This is a genomic window from Microcoleus sp. PH2017_05_CCC_O_A, assembly GCF_020738785.1.
Taxonomy (GTDB): Bacteria; Cyanobacteriota; Cyanobacteriia; order Cyanobacteriales; family Microcoleaceae; genus Microcoleus.
Genome location: NZ_JAEQCB010000010.1, coordinates 11663 through 27600, shown reverse-complemented (window position 1 = coordinate 27600; position 15938 = coordinate 11663). Strand labels below are relative to the sequence as shown.

At 45.5% G+C, this 15938-nt stretch carries 20 protein-coding genes; 9 read left to right on the top strand and 11 right to left on the bottom strand.

What is annotated here, in order from left to right; translation table 11 throughout:
* Window position 1: 1 nt before the first annotated feature.
* Window positions 2-901: a type IV pilin-like G/H family protein gene (locus tag JGK20_RS03670; protein WP_293218437.1), complete on the top strand. Its 900-nt coding sequence runs from the start codon at window positions 2-4 to the stop codon at window positions 899-901.
* Between the two features lie 151 nt (window positions 902-1052).
* Here JGK20_RS03670 and JGK20_RS03665 read toward each other — a convergent pair whose 3' ends face one another.
* The 3 genes from JGK20_RS03665 to JGK20_RS03655 form a co-directional block, all read right to left on the bottom strand.
* Window positions 1053-1673, bottom strand: coding sequence for a Uma2 family endonuclease (locus JGK20_RS03665; protein ID WP_293229364.1), 621 nt, complete (start codon window positions 1671-1673; stop codon window positions 1053-1055).
* A 63-nt stretch (window positions 1674-1736) separates the two neighbouring features.
* Complete coding sequence (locus JGK20_RS03660; RefSeq protein WP_293218433.1) at window positions 1737-2471, bottom strand: hypothetical protein; 735 nt, start codon at window positions 2469-2471, stop codon at window positions 1737-1739.
* 197 nt (window positions 2472-2668) lie between these two features.
* Window positions 2669-3292 carry a DedA family protein gene (locus JGK20_RS03655; protein ID WP_293151269.1) on the bottom strand — a complete coding sequence of 208 codons (624 nt, stop codon included), beginning with the start codon at window positions 3290-3292 and terminating at the stop codon, window positions 2669-2671.
* Window positions 3293-3637: 345 nt separating this feature from the next.
* Here JGK20_RS03655 and JGK20_RS03650 point away from each other — a divergent pair, with 345 nt between their 5' ends.
* Window positions 3638-3982, top strand: a complete 345-nt coding sequence (locus JGK20_RS03650) for an STAS domain-containing protein (protein WP_293197027.1) — start codon at window positions 3638-3640, stop codon at window positions 3980-3982.
* Window positions 3983-4079: 97 nt separating this feature from the next.
* On the opposite strand, the gene JGK20_RS03645 is transcribed toward JGK20_RS03650, so the two are convergent.
* The 3 genes from JGK20_RS03645 to JGK20_RS03635 form a co-directional block, all read right to left on the bottom strand.
* Window positions 4080-4733, bottom strand: coding sequence for a hypothetical protein (locus JGK20_RS03645; RefSeq protein WP_293197026.1), 654 nt, complete (start codon window positions 4731-4733; stop codon window positions 4080-4082).
* Window positions 4726-5280, bottom strand: coding sequence for an Npun_F5560 family protein (locus JGK20_RS03640; protein WP_293151059.1), 555 nt, complete (start codon window positions 5278-5280; stop codon window positions 4726-4728). The genes JGK20_RS03645 and JGK20_RS03640 overlap by 8 nt, the downstream gene beginning before the upstream one ends.
* Before the next feature lie 413 nt (window positions 5281-5693).
* The gene (locus tag JGK20_RS03635; RefSeq protein WP_293190114.1) at window positions 5694-6287 is read right to left on the bottom strand and encodes a class II aldolase/adducin family protein; all 594 of its coding nucleotides are present in this window, start codon (window positions 6285-6287) and stop codon (window positions 5694-5696) included.
* Window positions 6288-6801: 514 nt separating this feature from the next.
* Here JGK20_RS03635 and JGK20_RS03630 point away from each other — a divergent pair.
* A complete protein-coding gene (locus tag JGK20_RS03630) occupies window positions 6802-7008 on the top strand; it encodes a hypothetical protein (RefSeq protein WP_293190113.1) in 207 nt (68 codons plus the stop codon).
* A gap of 275 nt (window positions 7009-7283) precedes the next feature.
* On the opposite strand, the gene JGK20_RS03625 is transcribed toward JGK20_RS03630, so the two are convergent.
* Window positions 7284-8207, bottom strand: coding sequence for a hypothetical protein (locus JGK20_RS03625; protein WP_293151072.1), 924 nt, complete (start codon window positions 8205-8207; stop codon window positions 7284-7286).
* 247 nt (window positions 8208-8454) lie between these two features.
* Here JGK20_RS03625 and JGK20_RS03620 point away from each other — a divergent pair, with 247 nt between their 5' ends.
* Window positions 8455-8712, top strand: coding sequence for a hypothetical protein (locus tag JGK20_RS03620; protein ID WP_293180028.1), 258 nt, complete (start codon window positions 8455-8457; stop codon window positions 8710-8712).
* A 426-nt stretch (window positions 8713-9138) separates the two neighbouring features.
* Here JGK20_RS03620 and JGK20_RS03615 read toward each other — a convergent pair whose 3' ends face one another.
* The 3 genes from JGK20_RS03615 to psbN form a co-directional block, all read right to left on the bottom strand.
* Window positions 9139-10050, bottom strand: coding sequence for an MBL fold metallo-hydrolase (locus JGK20_RS03615; RefSeq protein ID WP_293180031.1), 912 nt, complete (start codon window positions 10048-10050; stop codon window positions 9139-9141).
* 1 nt (window position 10051) lies between these two features.
* Entirely contained in the window at window positions 10052-11152 is a 1101-nt protein-coding gene (gene aroC / locus JGK20_RS03610; protein ID WP_293180033.1) for a chorismate synthase, read from the bottom strand.
* Window positions 11153-11413: 261 nt separating this feature from the next.
* Window positions 11414-11545 (bottom strand): photosystem II reaction center protein PsbN, encoded by a 132-nt coding sequence (gene psbN, locus JGK20_RS03605; RefSeq protein ID WP_193971847.1) that lies wholly within the window; start codon window positions 11543-11545, stop codon window positions 11414-11416.
* Window positions 11546-11761: 216 nt separating this feature from the next.
* Between psbN and psbH the strand changes: the two genes are divergently transcribed.
* The 4 genes from psbH to JGK20_RS03585 all read left to right on the top strand — a co-directional run bounded on the left by psbH (window position 11762) and on the right by JGK20_RS03585 (window position 13293).
* The gene (psbH, locus tag JGK20_RS03600) at window positions 11762-11965 is read left to right on the top strand and encodes a photosystem II reaction center protein PsbH (RefSeq protein ID WP_293127124.1); all 204 of its coding nucleotides are present in this window, start codon (window positions 11762-11764) and stop codon (window positions 11963-11965) included.
* 150 nt (window positions 11966-12115) lie between these two features.
* On the top strand, window positions 12116-12367 hold the full coding sequence (locus JGK20_RS03595) for a TatA/E family twin arginine-targeting protein translocase (protein WP_293180036.1): 252 nt from the start codon (window positions 12116-12118) through the stop codon (window positions 12365-12367).
* Window positions 12368-13030, top strand: a complete 663-nt coding sequence (gene pth, locus JGK20_RS03590) for an aminoacyl-tRNA hydrolase (RefSeq protein ID WP_293180039.1) — start codon at window positions 12368-12370, stop codon at window positions 13028-13030. It abuts the gene before it with no gap.
* Complete coding sequence (locus JGK20_RS03585; RefSeq protein WP_293212197.1) at window positions 13027-13293, top strand: DUF3146 family protein; 267 nt, start codon at window positions 13027-13029, stop codon at window positions 13291-13293. The genes pth and JGK20_RS03585 overlap by 4 nt, the downstream gene beginning before the upstream one ends.
* A gap of 137 nt (window positions 13294-13430) precedes the next feature.
* On the opposite strand, the gene JGK20_RS03580 is transcribed toward JGK20_RS03585, so the two are convergent.
* A complete protein-coding gene (locus tag JGK20_RS03580; protein WP_293180045.1) occupies window positions 13431-13742 on the bottom strand; it encodes an S-layer protein in 312 nt (103 codons plus the stop codon).
* 56 nt (window positions 13743-13798) lie between these two features.
* Here JGK20_RS03580 and JGK20_RS03575 point away from each other — a divergent pair, with 56 nt between their 5' ends.
* Window positions 13799-15739, top strand: a complete 1941-nt coding sequence (locus JGK20_RS03575) for a bifunctional serine/threonine-protein kinase/formylglycine-generating enzyme family protein (RefSeq protein ID WP_293180048.1) — start codon at window positions 13799-13801, stop codon at window positions 15737-15739.
* The last annotated feature ends 199 nt before the right edge of the window (window positions 15740-15938 follow it).

Genomic DNA, 15938 nt, shown 5'->3' with positions numbered 1-15938 from the left:
TATGACTCTAACTCAAAAAAAATCTAACCTTGCACCTTGGAAATGGGCATTAATTGGTGCTGGTTCGACAGTATTATTAGCGCTAGATGGCTTTGAATTCTGGAATCTAATCAATCCTAAAATTTTTTCAACTTCTGTAGCTACTGCTATTCCTCAAAACTCTGTTGCTAAAAAATTGATAGGTCAATGGCAAACAAAAATTTCAGGTCAGCCTTTAATATTAATTCTTACACAAGAAGGGAAGTTATTTCTGTTGGATACACCTACTTCAGCTACCGAAATGAAGTATCAGATTAACTTAGCTCCTCAACCAAAGAATCTGGATATGTTAGTAGGAACTAAAATTATTGCCAGGACAATTTTTGAGCTCACGGCAGATGGTCAGTTGCGTTTAGAATTAGATAATATTGGAGAATCTAGACCCACATCTTTTAGTCCTAATGTAAGGATATTTCGGAAAATATCTGAACAAACGACACTGCCTGCAAATGTTAGAGTAGTTAATCTCGAACAGCAACAAAACAAGGTTAGACAATCAGAAGCAAAAATGTATGTTGGTATGATGAATCAAGCACAACGAGCTGCTTACGCCGACACCAATCGTTTTGTATCTAGAATAGATAGATTGCAACTAGGTATGAAGTCAGAAACAGAAAATTACTTATATAGTATTGTCTTGAGCAACGATAATCATTTTGCTCAATCAATTGCTTTAGCAAAGATAGATGGAATAAGAAACTACACAGGTATAGTTATTTTAGCTAAGACAGCTAGTGGTCAATCAACTACTGAACACATACTTTGTCAAAGCAATGAACCTTCAAAAAAGCTTCCTGGAAAACCAACAGCTACCAACTTTACCAATATAAAGTGTCCTCCTGGTTATTCGTTAGTGCCGTAAAACTTTCCTCAAAATTAATAGCACATCCGCGATTGACTTAGTATCAAATAAAGTCCTAGCGCACTTCCTGTTCTCCTAGTCCGCGAAGGCGGACTTTGTGTGTGTAGACGCGATTTCCCATCGCCCGAAATTGGTAATTTCAATATCACCCTCACTCATCATACTCCGACTCAAAATCCACACGATCGTACATTTCGCCCAAAGACATCTCAAACTGCACCGAACTCAACACCAGAACCGCATCAGCACCATCATACTCAGACAAAACCCACTTATTGTCATCCGTCTTAGAAAACTGTTCGACGTGCATCTCGTACTGATCGATCAAAATATACTCCCTCAAAGTGGGAATCGTGCGAAAAAGTTTAAATTTGTCACCACGATCGTAATTCGCTGTCGATTTCGATAAAACCTCAGCCACCATCACCGCATTAGTAATCGTATCTTTTCTACCCTCAAGAAACTCCAACTTACCCGCAACCACCATCACATCAGGATAAGTATAAACCCGCTTCGATGGTATCCATAAACGCAAATCGTTTACATTTACTCGGTAGGCTTTTCCTATCGTAGCAAAATTGATTGCCCCGCCAAAATTCAGGGCAATTTGATTGTGATTCGGTGTTCCGCCTGTCATAGGGATTATCTTACCATCGTGGTATTCACTTCTAAATTCGGCTGCCTCTTCCAGCTTTAAATACTCTTCAGGAGTGTAATAAGGCTGTGCCTTCCTCTCAATTACTTCTTCGCGAATTTCTGTTGATGCCGTCATACTACATCCTCCTGCGATCGTACTCACAATTATAACCGGATTATCCGCAATCAAAACAACCGCTCAAAGCTCACTATCTGTCATTTTAATTACCTTCCCCTCAAACTCAAAACCCCTCTCCCAACCATCCAAATACTTATCCATATTAGGCTTGAACCACAGCGCCGCTTCCCCGTGTCCCAACTCCACCGCCCGATCGACTAATTCATACCAATGTGTCAGAGGCTTCCCCGTCGCTTCCACCGCTTGCAAATAATCCCAAACCACCTTTGGCACTGATACCGGCGACACCGCATACCTCAACAATTCCTGTGCACCCTCCGGCGAAACAATTACATTATTCTCAACCCAAATCATACCCACATCCTCTTCCCTTTCCCCTTGCCAATTCACCTCGCCTCTCAAAACATAACCCCAAGGTTCGATAAAATTGTCAATCAGATACTGCAACCATTCCACATAATCATAAAACTTTTCCATGCCATTCCACTGAATCCCCCCGCCGTCAGCAGTCGGAATCCACTGACACCACAATCCGGGCTGAGTCTTCGGCGGGCGGTTGTAATTTACGATCGACAATTCCGACTCTTCATCCCACTTTTCATTGACAAAATAGCAGCCTTCTTCGCCCACAGGCAAACCCACGGCTGTTCTCGCCGCATCGGGAACATCTTGCAAAATTTCAGGATTTCGCTTCATTCGCCTCGTCCGAGAAAACTCTAATAAATAAAGAGTTTCGCTATCCAATAACCGCTGATTTAAATGAAATGTGCCTTCAAAGATTGTAGTGTATCCCATGATTTCTATCTATTATAAATGTAGAGATATCGAAGTCTACCTCAGAATAAGTTTTATTGTTTGTGGAACGGGCTTCTAGCCTGTTCCTGACATTGGTGTAAAATATAAGTTTAACCTCAGATGTTACACTATTTTAAGAACGGGCAAGATGCCCGTTCCACAAGAAGATTGAGTCTTTTTGAGAAGAGTCTCCAACCCTACTTAGTCTTGTCCAAATTCCGCGACTCCAACCAAATAGGAATTGCAATCCAAGCAACTGTTAATAGCAAAGCAACTACCGCAAATTGAGCAGCCCAACCTACTAACTTCTCTAAAGACACAACCTGTCCTAAGAAGTATGACAAACTTACCATTACGGATGCCCAGCTTGCGGCACCCAAAATATTGAAGAATGAAAATTGCAAAAAGGGCATTTCTGCAATTCCCGCTAGGGGGCTGGCAAAAATTCGCAGCAGTGCGATGAAACGGCCCAAAAATACGGCTTTAGCTGCATTTTCGCTAAACTTTTCTTTTAAGTCAAACAGTTGTTCTTCCCGAAAGCGGAAGATTTTTCCCAGCTTCAGCAGCAGGGGCCAGCCGCCGTATCTGCCGATCGCATAACCGAAATTTCCCCCCACAGTCGCACCGGCGATCGCACTTCCGAGCACGTACCAGTAATTCAGTTCCCCGCTGCCAGCCAAAAATCCGCCAGCAATCGTAATTGTCTCGCCTGGAAGAGGGACTCCCAGATTTTCTAGCAAAATCCCGAAAAATACAGCCCAGTAGCCGTAATCTCGCGCCAATTGCTGAATAGTCTCTAACGATAAAAACTCAAAAGACATTTCGATATTGCCTTCGTAAACTTTTGCAAAGCTCAATACTTTTATATATTGGCTCGATTCGGCCAATAGTGCAATCTTTCGCTGTGATGAAAAACACACTACACTTGCGATCGCCCGCTCAAGCAAAAACTAACCTTTCAGAGATAATCAATTAATCAGGAATTGTTGCGCTTGCATTCCGATCGAAAGCCAGTCATCTTACTTAATCTACCACAAGTGCGATCGCCTCCGATTATTTAGTCAGCCCGATCGCCTCTTGAAACTTTAGCTGAAATTATTCTGTCTTTTGACAGAAGCAGCAAATCAATTTACTTAGTCGCATTTTACAATCTTAGGGTAACAGTTATGCAATTTCCCAACTTCCACCAACACATCGTGCTTCAGCCTCAAAACTGCCTCGACTCCCAAGCCGGTAGTCTCCTGCAACAACAGCTAGCAGAAATTTTGCCCGATCGCCACAATCTGTGGGTAATTGACATGACTAGCGTCGATTTCATCGACAGTTCGGGGCTGTGCGCTTTAGTCGGCGGGCTCAACGCCGCCCGCCACCGGGGATGTCGCCTCGTCATCTGCAACCTCTCAGCCACAGTCAGGCTAATTTTTGAAATTACTCAACTCGACCAACTCTTTGAAATTTTTGACACTTTCGAGCAAATTATCTCAACAGCAACTCCCGCTTTAGTTGCTTAATAAAAATTCTAGTATCTCCCGTTAATTACCCATAATTAGGTTCGTAGTAAGGACGAAGAGTCCTAATTGATTCATCAAGAAAGGACTAAAGTCCTCACTACGAACATAAAGAAGTAATTTGCATATCGTAAATAGGCTTATTTGTCAAGCAATACCAATAACAGACAAATAAATCCGGTACTTGAACGCCGACAGAAGCGATCGCAGGTGCAGCCGGAAAAGGCAAAAGTCGATCGAAACAAATCCTGTCCCCAACGAACCCGAACTGCATCAAATAAGTCGCCGGTGGCGCATTTAAAAGATCCACGAGCAAGCGGAAAGCCAACTCGTACAACTGCTGCCGCCAAACATCAGACAAATGCAGCGGTTGAGAGTAACTCAACTCGCTCGACAACTTGTCAGATTCCCCAGCGATCGCCTCAGCATACAGCGGCCCCTTTGCCGTCAACACCACCGGCAGCCAAAAATTGCCATCGCCGACGGACACTTGTAGTTCCCGAGCCACTCGATCGCGCGCCGCCGCAACATTAGCGCCAAATCGAAACACATATTGACCCGGAAAAACCAGATTGGACGGAACATCCAGCGTCAAAGGGCAAACGATCGCCCCCGAAAGAGCGATCGCGCCAGAATTGAGTTCAGAAACCGCACATATCTCGACTTCAGTTAAAGGATCGGATTGAGCGATCGCAGCCTTGAGGCGATCGGCCGAGCCTTGTTCGTAGCCTGTTACGATCACAACTTTAGGCATTGCCAAAGCTCGGCATTTGAATACCGCGATCGTCCTCAGGATCGACGCTGGGCAGATCCAGGCCCTTAGCCTTGCGGTTGCGTACCGCCAGACGGTAAGTCACGCTCTGTAACTCAGTGTGCAACTGGTTGTTTTCCTTTTGCAGTTGCTGCAACTTTTCCTTAATCGGCTCGATCCGCTCGGCAAACTTCTGGCGGTAAACTCCCGGCAATTCCTGAACCACCTGTTCGAGCATTCTAGAGCGATCGGTCAATTCTTGCACCGACTGTCGCAGTTGGTAAACCTCAGCATCGCGCTCGGCGATTTGTTCTTGATAAAAACCAACTTGCTCTTCCACGGCTTGCAATTGTTCTCGCATCGCCTGCATTTGAGCTTGGTGGCGATCGGAAACTTCCGGCGCCGGGACAAAACTCGAATTTCCCTTGACCAGTCTGAAAAGTTCTTGAGATAACTGCTGCACCAATTGGTCGCGCATTTGCAGCTCTTCGGTGAGACGAGATACCTCTGATTGCAGTTCTTTTGAGCTTACAAGTTTCGTCTGATTCACAATGGCCCTCAGTTTTTACATTATATATTTCTTTAAAATATCTTTACCTTACCTCAGAGGCAAGAGGCACTTGAAAAGTTTTGAACCCGCAGTCGCTAGAGCGATCGGTGACAAATCAACGACCAAGCCCAGTTTAACCCCGATCGGCACCAACATCAGCCGATTTTAGATTTTAGATTTTAGATTTTATAAGGGATTGAAGCGCACACCTACAGTTGCATGATTGCGGTTTGAGTCAAATATTTGGTTAAAAAAACCGCTTTTGAGAGACAAGTTCATCTGTGTGGCCTCGCTTACCTCAGAAACCAGGTTTCTGCGTAGATTTCTTATCCCTGTCGCAAAATTGGTAGAAACCTGGTTTCTAACTACATATCACGATGAGCTTTTTCTGGCAAGAGTGCGAGATCTCCAGTTTACCCGATCGCCGCCGAGAGCACTTTGCCAGCTTCATCCAAGGTGCCGCCAAAACAGATAATTCCGTCCTCGTGACCGGCCATGGCCAGAATTTTGCGATCGGCCAAATTCTCCTCGTCAAAAAGTCTAAACATTTCTAGCGCCATTTGAGGAGTGCCATAGGGTATCTCTTTTCTAGTAGTAGGAATTTTAAACAGCAGTTGCTGCCATAGTTGAGGATTGTGAACGTGAATTATCGCACGCACATCATCTCTGCGAAGGTACAGTGCAGCGTGAGTTAGAGACTCCGACGAAGCTGGTACGGGGCCGCGACAGCCGAGGAAATTTTGTTCTAAGTTAAATTCGGTAACAGTACAATAAAATTCAGGCCCCAGATTTGGCAAGTGTGCCGTCTGGGTGCCTGAAATAATGAACTGACAAGAATTGCCAATTCTGATACTGATGTTACCAAAACCAATACTATTTTCGTAGACGCCTATTAGTCCCCAAGAGTGGAGTCGATCGCGCCAGTCCATCAAATCTGCTATGTTCTCGGCAGCTAAAGGATCTGCCTCTTGCCATTCGCAGCGGTACTTAACGACTCCTTCATCCATCTATTTTTATTCCTAGCAAATCCACGACACACAAGTCAGCTTCTGAGACTTCACCGAAGTTGTCAAACTGTTTTTTTGTCTGCTGCCTTCTGTCGAGAGTGCCTGAGTGCCTTCAATAATTTACATTCCTGTGTCACCGTAATTGGCGATCGACATTAGCAAAAAGTATACTACGCAAGAAGAACAAATTATTCCAAACATCATAAGTCTAGCCTCAACAGGTCATTGCAAAAGTGGAAGGTAAAAACACACGCTTTCAGGCTGGGAGTTTGATTCTTGGCTCTTGCTAGATCGAGTCTCTTATGTGAAACTATCTAACTTCCCTCAACAAGTTATTGCTTGAGATTACAGTATTTCTACTGAGCTTGTTAACCCTCTCAACAATATTTAACGATCGAGTAGTCCTTTATCCGGAAACTTAGGTAAAATCAACCGTACATTTACTTATTTTTTATTATATAGATATTTAAGTGAGCTGAACACAAAATCAAAAAAGTTTACCAAATCAACACAAATGCCAGCCGATCTGGAGTTGTTAATTACTGAAACCCTTGCTATTATTGCTTTTCCGTTTTCTCATACAACTCAATCAGGTTCAGCTAAGACCGTCCGATCGCCAAAACAAGCTGAAACCCTTGCTGTGATTGATTTTTCCTTTTCTCGTATCGCTCAATCAGGTTCAATTAAGACCCTCCGATCGCCAAAACGATGTGAAAAATAGACACGGAGATTGCTGTCACGCGCGATCGCAATTAAGTACGTCGGCGCTCTAAAAGGCAACTATGTTAAGGATCGTAAAGTATCCAAATGGGAAGAAACCAGAACTCGTCAGTCTATTTACATACTGTTACATGGTTCTGTTTAATCTCGCCGACCTAACCAAAAAAACCTTAACTGCAACATCTGCTCGCCGTTGTTTACCCCAAAAAAGCAAGCCGATCGAGCAGTGGCTCGATCGGCTAAACTCTTCTGTGGAGGGCTCGCGCCCGCAGCCCTTTAAATGTGGAAATGATACAAAATGCTGCCGTCGTCTTTAATTTCACAGTTGGCATTAAAGACTTCAGCTTGTTGGTTCAAAAAACGCTGGGCGACATCCGGCGACAGCCGCGTCTCCATCGCAAACCGTACCAGAGTGATTTCGCCGCTGCCTTCCTTGATCAGTCGGTACAAAGCACTTTGGAGCCTTTCGCTCTCTTCTCGCTGAAAAGCTGCTTTGTTCCTCCAATCCGCCACTGAAGGAATCAAACCGCGACTTACCAAAATCGCTAACAGCAGGCCAACTCCCACAATCAGAGGCACAGTTGGATCGCTCGTGGGCGTCGCCACAATTTGTGGCGCTGTAGCGGCGGCCAAACTGCTCACCATTTCTTTTTCCGAGGCTTGCGTATCCGCCATCGCAAGCTGAGTTTTGTTGTAAACGTCTTGCTGAAGCTTCATTTGCTGCAACAGGCGAGCGCGCTCTCTTTCGTATTGGTCGAGTTTTTGCTGAGCTTGTTTCAGGTCTTGAGTGACTTGTGCCAAGCGTTGGTTGAGCGTCTGATTGACTGATTGCCAGCGATATCTGTTAATCAGCCGGCTTTTTTCAACCATGCCCTTCATCAACATATCCGCTGTTTTGATTGCTTGCTGCTGATCGAGCGAGCGATACCCAACAGCAATCTCTAGCGGTTGTTCCGGCTTAGAAATCTGGACGCTAGCATTTTGTCGAACTTGCTGTGGCGACAGTTTAACTGCATCTGCCACTGCTTTGACAACATTATCTGCCAGTAGAACATCCGGAGTCAGTTGCTCTCCCTGCTTGAGAATTGTCGTGCCCGTGCTCGAAAATTTGACTGGCGGATTGTTAGAAGTGAGAGTGCCTTGGGCCATGAATCCGGGTGGCGGAGCTAGGCGGTAGGCAAGGGCCCCTGAAATACCCATAATTACAGCGAAACTGCCTAAGGCAATCCATCTGTACTGATTTGCTGAAGATCTAAAACGTAAATTTCCCATTTTGATAGTCAAGTCATAACTTTCACTTTGCTTGCAGCTAGTCCCAAACCAAAGAGCGATAGTCTCTTTCTTTTGAGTGAAATTGACTGCTGAAAAATTCCTCAGATTGTAACGAAAAGCTCTCAAATCGGCTTTTCAGAGTTGCCAATATTCATGTTCGGAAAAAAGCATCGCAATGCTGTATTTTTTCGTAAATCTAACCTCAGCTTTTATCTTTAGGAATTCTCAGAAAATTACTGGGCGATCGGGATTTGGGAAGTTTGCTGCCACCAGCCGCTCATCGCGAGAGTCTGCTCTCACGAGCTTTGCCGTGTTTGTTGGCACTCAAAACGTTGACCTTTTCGCCTCTGGCAATCCTCCAGTTATTTTACTTCTTGCTGTGCATTTTGCGGAAGCGATCGGGCCAGATGCGTCGTTACTCGATCGCAAATAATAGCACGTCGCAATAAATTTTTGCTTTGGTTTAGGGGCGACGTTAGTTCTGTCATGGCATTTGGCGAAAGTCTGAGACCTTGCTTGCACTAGATATTTTTTCCGGTCGGCATATTTCTACCCATCACAGTCACAGAAAGTCCAGTAATCGGGTCTACAGACTTGAGCAGCTAAACTCCCGCTTTGAATAACAAACTGCCAATTTTGTTCGATTTTCTCAAATAAGAGCCTGTCAAACAATGAAAAAAACCTTAAATATTCTTCCTAAAAAGTTACCAAGTCAGAATTATACCACGTACCAAGACTCTTTGCTACACATAAAAAAGTTGTGGAGCAGGCCGCGAGACCTACTCCACATCATCATCATCATCATCATCATCATCATGATGATTTGACAAAGGATACGATCGACCGTACCGACGAAAGTTCAGAAGCCGATCGGCAAAATAAGACCCTCGCGGGCCATAACAGCCTTGGGAAAAGCGATTTGCACGTCTTCGGCGATGCGATCGAGAAAATCGTCAGTATGAGCCGGATCGTGGTGAAAAATCACCACCCGTTTCACCCGGGCCTCCTTAGCCATTCTCACCGCTTCCTGCCAAGTCGAGTGTCCCCAACCCACCTTCGGAGACTTGGGGTTGTGATATTCCTCGTCGGTGTACATCGCATCGTAGATCAGCACGTCAGCGTCGAGGGCTAAATTGTACACATTTTCATCTATTCGATCGGGAAAATGTTCCGTATCCGAACAGTAAACAACTGAACGTCCCTGCCAAGTCACCCGATATCCCATAGCAGTATTCGGGTGATTCAGAGAACCAGTTCTAATCTCAATATCGTCCAGCATCATCGTCTGGTTGTGATCGATCTCGTGAAAAGTCAGATCTGCCGGCAAACCCATCAGCGGTACCGGCGAATTGGAGTGCAAAACCCGTTCGACGAAGTGCCGTTTCAGGCAATCTCCATCGGGGGGAATTGCCCCATAAATATCAAAGCTATTGCCGCGAATGAAAGCTGGGGCGAACATTGGGAACCCTTGAATGTGATCCCAGTGATAGTGAGTAAAAAACATATAAGCTTGCACGGGCATTTCTTGCAGCAACTGGTCTCCCAGCATCCGCAAGCCAGTTCCGCCGTCAAAAATCAAGCGTTTTCCACCGACTCGCATTTCCAAACAAGAAGTATTGCCACCGTAGCGAACAGTTTCCGATCCGGGTGTCGGAACACTGCCCCGCACGCCCCAGAACTGTACTACAAAATCATCTATACCTTTTATTGCTTCGGAGGGTTGAGGGCAATCAACGGGATTTGCCACTACAGAGGACAAGCTGATTTCCATTTTAAAATTCAGACTTTAAGGTTCCACATTGTCCGTGATGGCGCAGCAGATGGTCGCACAACACTAAAGCTACCATTGCTTCGACCATTGGCACAGCTCTTGGTAAAACGCAAGGGTCGTGCCTTCCTTTTGCCGCCAGCAGCGTTGCTTCCCCCTCTCGGGTGACTGTGCGCTGTTGCTGGCGAATTGTTGCAGTTGGCTTGAAAGCCGCGCGCAGAATGATATTTTCACCGTTAGCAATGCCACCCTGAATTCCACCGGAGCGATTCGTGACTGTACGAATTTCTCCTTGTTCATCAGTATAGTATTCATCATTATGTTCGCTGCCCAAAAGCAGAGTCCCCGCAAAGCCCGAACCAATTTCAAAGCCTTTGCTGGCGGGTAATGACATAATCGCTTTGGCCAAATCGGCTTCGAGTTTGTCGAATACCGGCATTCCCAGACCTTTGGGTACGTTGCGGGCGACGCATTCGACTACGCCGCCGATCGAATCTCCACTGTCGCGAACTTTTTCGATCAGTTCAATCATTTTAATGGCGCATTCGGCATCGGGACAGCGAACGATGTTGCTTTCTACTTGTTCTAAGGTAACAGTGTCCGGGTCGGCGACGCATTCTAAGTCTTTGATGCGTTTGACGTAGCCGACTATTTCTACGCCTGCTGCTTGTTGGAGAATTTTTTTGGCGATCGCCCCTGCTGCTACTCTACCAATTGTTTCTCTCGCCGACGATCGACCTCCGCCTTGCCAGTTGCGAATTCCGTACTTAGCATCGTAGGTAGCATCAGCATGGGAAGGACGGTAAGTTGTGGCCATTTCGCCATAATCTTGGGGGCGAGTGTCTTGATTGCGGACTAAAATGGCGATCGGCGTTCCCAGAGTTTTGCCTTCAAACACACCCGACAGAATTTCGCAGGTATCTGCTTCTTTGCGGGGTGTGGTAATTTTGCTTTGTCCGGGGCGGCGGCGATCGAGTTCCGCTTGAATTTCCGATGAGTCGATCGACACCAGAGGCGGGCAACCGTCAATTACCACTCCCACACCCCCGCCGTGAGATTCCCCAAATGTCGATATCCGAAATAGATGCCCAAAGCTATTGCCCATAATGCTTTTCCCTGAAACTTAATAATTTTTACTTTAACTGGAAGATAGATTTCTCAAATATAGATTTAGCGTATTTTAAAGAATATAGCATTGAGCAGCAGGAGACGGTGATTCGCGCAACGCAGAAGTTCGATCGCAGCGGGGAGGGGGAAAATTGGGAAAGGGGGAGAGGGGGAGATGGGGAGAGAGGGGGGAGGGGGAGATGGGGAGAGAGGGAAAATCTTCCTTCTTCCTTCTTCCCTCTTCCTTCTTCCTTCATTTCTAATCTTCGTGTTCTTCAAAAGGATCTCTCAATTCCTTAGCAGGAGGGCCGAAAGCCGTGTAGATCGAGAAACCGGTGATTGCCACCAGACACATACCGAGAGAAATGCCGAGAACTGCTGCTGGTTCCATATTGAGGAGCGATTATGAGTGATCCCCTCTATAATATTACAAAAAATAACAATTCGTCTAAAAGTCTAGTAATTTGAGGCGCGGTACGGTATGGCAGCCTCTGAGTGGGACAGGGAGAGGGGGAGAGTGTCCGAGTGGGGGATCTGAGAAATTGCGATCGCAATTAGCGGTGGAAATATGTCAAACTTTTCTGTAGAGATTCATTGCAGGTGACTTATGGCACAACGGACTTGGTTGGGAGACAGACTCAAACCCCTTAACTCAGAATACGGCAAGGTAGCCCCCGGTTGGGGAACCACCCTATTGATGAGCGTTTTCATTGGACTGTTTTTCGTGTTCTTGTTGATTATTTTGCAAATCTACAACTCTTCTCTGATTCTGGAGAATGTGGACGTTGATTGGTCGAGTCTCGGCCGCTAAACTTTGAGCAGCGAAATTTAAGACTAACAGTAAAAGCTGAGGGTAGAGGAGAAAGGGTAAAAGCTAAGTTTTCCCATTTCCCCTTGCCCTTTCCCGTTAGTGCGTCGGAATTAAATTCTAACTAATTAAACAAATTGCAGGAGAAACAAAATGAATATTTTTGGCATTGGCTTGCCGGAAATGGCAGTAATTTTCACTATCGCCCTGTTGGTATTCGGTCCGAAAAAGTTACCAGAAATTGGTCGTAGTTTCGGGAAAGCACTGCGGAGTTTTCAGGATGCTTCGCGGGATTTTGAGTCGGAGTTTACGCGGGAAACGAAGCAGTTAGAAGAAGCAGTCGCAATCAAAAAGCCGGAACCGGAAAAACTCGCGGCTGTTAAGGAAGATAGCACAGACATTTAAATGAACAACACTCAGAAGTCGGAAACTCCAGCAGAGTTGGTGATTCCCCAGCTAATTGTAGGTTTGGGGAATCCAGAACCAAAGTACGATCGCACGCGACACAATATCGGCTTTAATGCAGTAGATGCTTTGGCTCAAGCTTGGCAGATTTCGCTGTCGGAAAATCGCAAATTTCAAGGCATATTCGGCGAGGGAAATCGGCCGCGCGGACAGAAAATTCGCTTGCTGAAACCGCTGACGTACATGAATCTGTCGGGCCAATCGATTCGGGCGGCTGCGGATTGGTACAAAATACCTGCGCCTGCTGTGTTAGTAGTGTACGACGATATGGATTTGCCGATCGGGAAAATGAGAATGCGCCTAGCCGGTTCAGCGGGCGGGCACAACGGCATGAAATCCACAATTTCTCATTTGGGGACAGACAAATTTCCCCGATTGCGGATTGGCATCGGCAAACCTCAAAGCGATCCTGCTAAAAATGATAAAGATACGATTTCCTTCGTATTAGGAAAATTTTCCTCAGAGGAAAGTCAGTTAGTAGAGAAGATGCTGAAATTGGTTGTAGAGGCGATCGAGCTAAGTCTGCAACAAGGAATAGAAAAAAGCATGAGTCTCTACAACAATCGTACCATTATAGAAACAAACGCGGAAACAAAAAGGTGAGTTCGAGACGTTTGCCTGAAACTACAGCCCATGTCCGAGTTACGGGTCAATCTTGGCTAAAAGGCACGCTTGAAGGTGAAGTGACTGCCGGCAGTTTTGAGTGGCACTTTCAATGGCGTTTTCGGGAAGAAAAAACACTAATTCTGGAACCTTCTCAGGGTAGGGCATTGATTCAGGAACCGCTGCACCGTTTTTTAGAGAAATGGGATTATCAGCTTGAACCGGGCGGCGATTATTCGTTTACGGTTCGGGCTGAATTTTGAGAATAAACCTCTTGCACTCATTCCCAAATAATCTTGAAATAATCTGCGTTTATCTGTGTTTATCTGCCTGAAATCTGCGGTTTTTGTTTTTTTAACCGCAGATGAACGCGGATTAACGCAGATGAAATGCGGGATAGTCAATTTGTTGGTGTTGATTCCAGCAATTCTTGAATTAAAGCAGGCGGGGTTGCTTCTCGGTAAGCGCCGCAATAATACATCGTCAAAACAGCTTTGTAAGCCCAGTGATTTGATGGCACATCGGTAAAAGGATTTGGCAGAGTTTCCGCACGATTGAGCACGCAAGCATTGAGGATTTGTTCGCGGGTTGGCTGGACTTGAACTAAAGAATTATTTGGCTTTATTTGTGCAGGATTTTGCGCCTGTGCGGGAGATGAACAACTGGCACTAACTAGCAGTACAATTGTGGAAACGATTCTGAGTTTAAGCATCTCATTACTTTTTGTGCGACAATATATCCTAACTTCCACTGCATTCCCTGAAAACTATGCTGGGTCGTACCCTCCGCAATCATTATCAAATTATCAAATTCTTGGGGAAAGGCGGTTTTGGCCACACCTACCTTGCCAAAGATTTAGACTTACCCGGACATCCCCAGTGCGTTGTCAAACATCTTAAACCGAAAAACGCTGACCCTGGCCTTTTGCTAATGGCCAAACGCTTATTCGAGACGGAAGCCCAAACTCTGTATAAATTGGGTAGTCTACACGACCAAATCCCCAAGCTTTCCGCCCACTTTGAGGAAAATGGGGAATTTTATTTGGTGCAAAATTTTATCGCCGGACATGACCTTACGAAAGAACTGATTCCCGGTAAAAAATTAAGCGAATCATATACTATTACATTATTGCACAATATCTTAGAAATATTAGCAATTGTTCATCAGCAAAAGGTGATTCATCGCGATCTTAAACCTGATAATTTAATGCGTCGCCAAGATGGTAAAATTGTCTTGATTGACTTTGGCGCTGTCAAGGAAATTAGCACAATAGTTGTAAATGCTCAAAAGCAAACTAGCTTAACTATTGCAATTGGTACTCCTGGTTATATGCCGAGCGAACAAGCGAAGGGCAAACCTAGATTTGCCAGTGATATTCATGCAGTGGGGATGATTGGAATTCAAGCATTGACTGGTGAACATCCTTTTAACTTACGAGAAGATACGCGGACAGGAGAGGTAATTTGGCGAAATCAGGCTCAAGTGAGTAATAATTTAGCTAATGTTTTAGATAAAATGGTGCGCGACAATTTCAGTCAGCGTTATCAAAATGCAGATGAAGCATTCCAGGCAATTTTATCTTTGTCGCAGTCTTCCCCGCCGCCACCGCCACCACCGCCACCACCGCCACCACCGCCACCGACAAGGCGAGGTTTTTTACAATTAGTCGGTTTTGCTGGAGTAGGACTTGTCGGTTCAGTTGTGATTCAAAACTTGCTAAACAACTCCTCTCAAACTCCAACGGTTCAGCCATCGTCACCGAGATTACGCAATGATACACCATCTCCTTTGCCACCTTCAGAAATCCGACAACTAGAACCACCACCACCAAAAACTCCAGCGCCAAAAGTATCGTCAAATACCCTAAAAACAGTTCAATTTGAAACGGTGACAGTGAATTCAAAGGGGGAAATCACCAAGCGCAGCCAAAGTCAAGCACAGGTTTTTACTGAAACTATCGCCAATGGCATAACTTTAGACATGATGGCAATTCCTGGGGGTAGTTTCGTCATGGGTTCCCCCGATACGGAACCAAGACGAGAGAAGAATGAAGGACCACAGCGTACTGTTAATGTCGCCGCTTTTTTGATGGGAAAATATGAGGTGACTCAGGCTCAATGGCGTGCTGTGGCCGGTTTTCCAAAAGTCAAGATTGACCTCAAGGCTAATCCTTCTAATTTTAAAGGTGATGATTTACCTGTTGAGCAAGTAAGTTGGAATGATGCTATAGAATTCTGTGCGAGGTTATCTCGACTTACTGGACGCAATTATAGATTGCCTAGTGAAGCCGAATGGGAATATGCTTGTCGTGCAGGAACGACGACACCTTTTTATTTTGGGGACACTATTACCCTGGATTTAGTTAATTATGACGGGAATTATCCCTATGGTTCTGCACCGAAGGGAACCTATCGTGCAAAAACAACTGCTGTGGGTAGTTTTCCGCCTAATACCTTTGGACTTTATGATATGCACGGGAATGTCTGGGAATGGTGTCAAGATATTTGGCCCGATATTTATAACGGTGCGCCGACTGATGGTAGTGCTTGGGAAAGTGGTGGAGATAGTCGAAGGCGGCTCTTGCGCGGTGGTTCGTTCGTCAACGATTCGGGGCTTTGCCGTTCTGCTTCTAGGCACAGTAATGGGCAGGACTGGGGCGACTACGGCAAGGGTTTTCGGGTTGTGTGTGTGGCTGCGTGGACTTCTTAGCCCTTTGTTTTTTTGCTCTTTTGTCCTTTACTCTTCTTCTCTTTTCCCTTCCCCTTATCGCCTCTGGTGACTCGATTTATTTTTGGCACTCGTGGATGCACTCCCGACAAAGAAACCGGGTTTTTTACACTTTCTGTGGAGTACAGCGAAGGATTATCGTCAAAAAACCCGGTTTCTAGCCACCTGTGCGTAAGTTTTG

Excerpts from the sequence above, each read along its gene's own strand:
- JGK20_RS03670 (WP_293218437.1), top strand. The coding sequence starts at position 2 with ATGACTCTAACTCAAAAAAAATCTAACCTTGCACCTTGGAAATGGGCA.
- JGK20_RS03595 (WP_293180036.1), top strand. The coding sequence starts at position 12,116 with ATGAATATTTTTGGCATTGGCTTGCCGGAAATGGCAGTAATTTTCACT.
- JGK20_RS03575 (WP_293180048.1), top strand. The coding sequence starts at position 13,799 with ATGCTGGGTCGTACCCTCCGCAATCATTATCAAATTATCAAATTCTTG.
- aroC (WP_293180033.1), bottom strand. The coding sequence starts at position 11,152 with ATGGGCAATAGCTTTGGGCATCTATTTCGGATATCGACATTTGGGGAA.
- JGK20_RS03615 (WP_293180031.1), bottom strand. The coding sequence starts at position 10,050 with ATGGAAATCAGCTTGTCCTCTGTAGTGGCAAATCCCGTTGATTGCCCT.
- JGK20_RS03620 (WP_293180028.1), top strand. The coding sequence starts at position 8,455 with ATGCTGTATTTTTTCGTAAATCTAACCTCAGCTTTTATCTTTAGGAAT.
- JGK20_RS03580 (WP_293180045.1), bottom strand. The coding sequence starts at position 13,742 with ATGCTTAAACTCAGAATCGTTTCCACAATTGTACTGCTAGTTAGTGCC.
- JGK20_RS03645 (WP_293197026.1), bottom strand. The coding sequence starts at position 4,733 with ATGCCTAAAGTTGTGATCGTAACAGGCTACGAACAAGGCTCGGCCGAT.
- pth (WP_293180039.1), top strand. The coding sequence starts at position 12,368 with ATGAACAACACTCAGAAGTCGGAAACTCCAGCAGAGTTGGTGATTCCC.
- JGK20_RS03650 (WP_293197027.1), top strand. The coding sequence starts at position 3,638 with ATGCAATTTCCCAACTTCCACCAACACATCGTGCTTCAGCCTCAAAAC.
- JGK20_RS03660 (WP_293218433.1), bottom strand. The coding sequence starts at position 2,471 with ATGGGATACACTACAATCTTTGAAGGCACATTTCATTTAAATCAGCGG.
- psbN (WP_193971847.1), bottom strand. The coding sequence starts at position 11,545 with ATGGAACCAGCAGCAGTTCTCGGCATTTCTCTCGGTATGTGTCTGGTG.
- JGK20_RS03625 (WP_293151072.1), bottom strand. The coding sequence starts at position 8,207 with ATGGGTATTTCAGGGGCCCTTGCCTACCGCCTAGCTCCGCCACCCGGA.
- JGK20_RS03655 (WP_293151269.1), bottom strand. The coding sequence starts at position 3,292 with ATGTCTTTTGAGTTTTTATCGTTAGAGACTATTCAGCAATTGGCGCGA.
- JGK20_RS03630 (WP_293190113.1), top strand. The coding sequence starts at position 6,802 with ATGCCAGCCGATCTGGAGTTGTTAATTACTGAAACCCTTGCTATTATT.
- JGK20_RS03635 (WP_293190114.1), bottom strand. The coding sequence starts at position 6,287 with ATGGATGAAGGAGTCGTTAAGTACCGCTGCGAATGGCAAGAGGCAGAT.
- JGK20_RS03665 (WP_293229364.1), bottom strand. The coding sequence starts at position 1,673 with ATGACGGCATCAACAGAAATTCGCGAAGAAGTAATTGAGAGGAAGGCA.
- psbH (WP_293127124.1), top strand. The coding sequence starts at position 11,762 with ATGGCACAACGGACTTGGTTGGGAGACAGACTCAAACCCCTTAACTCA.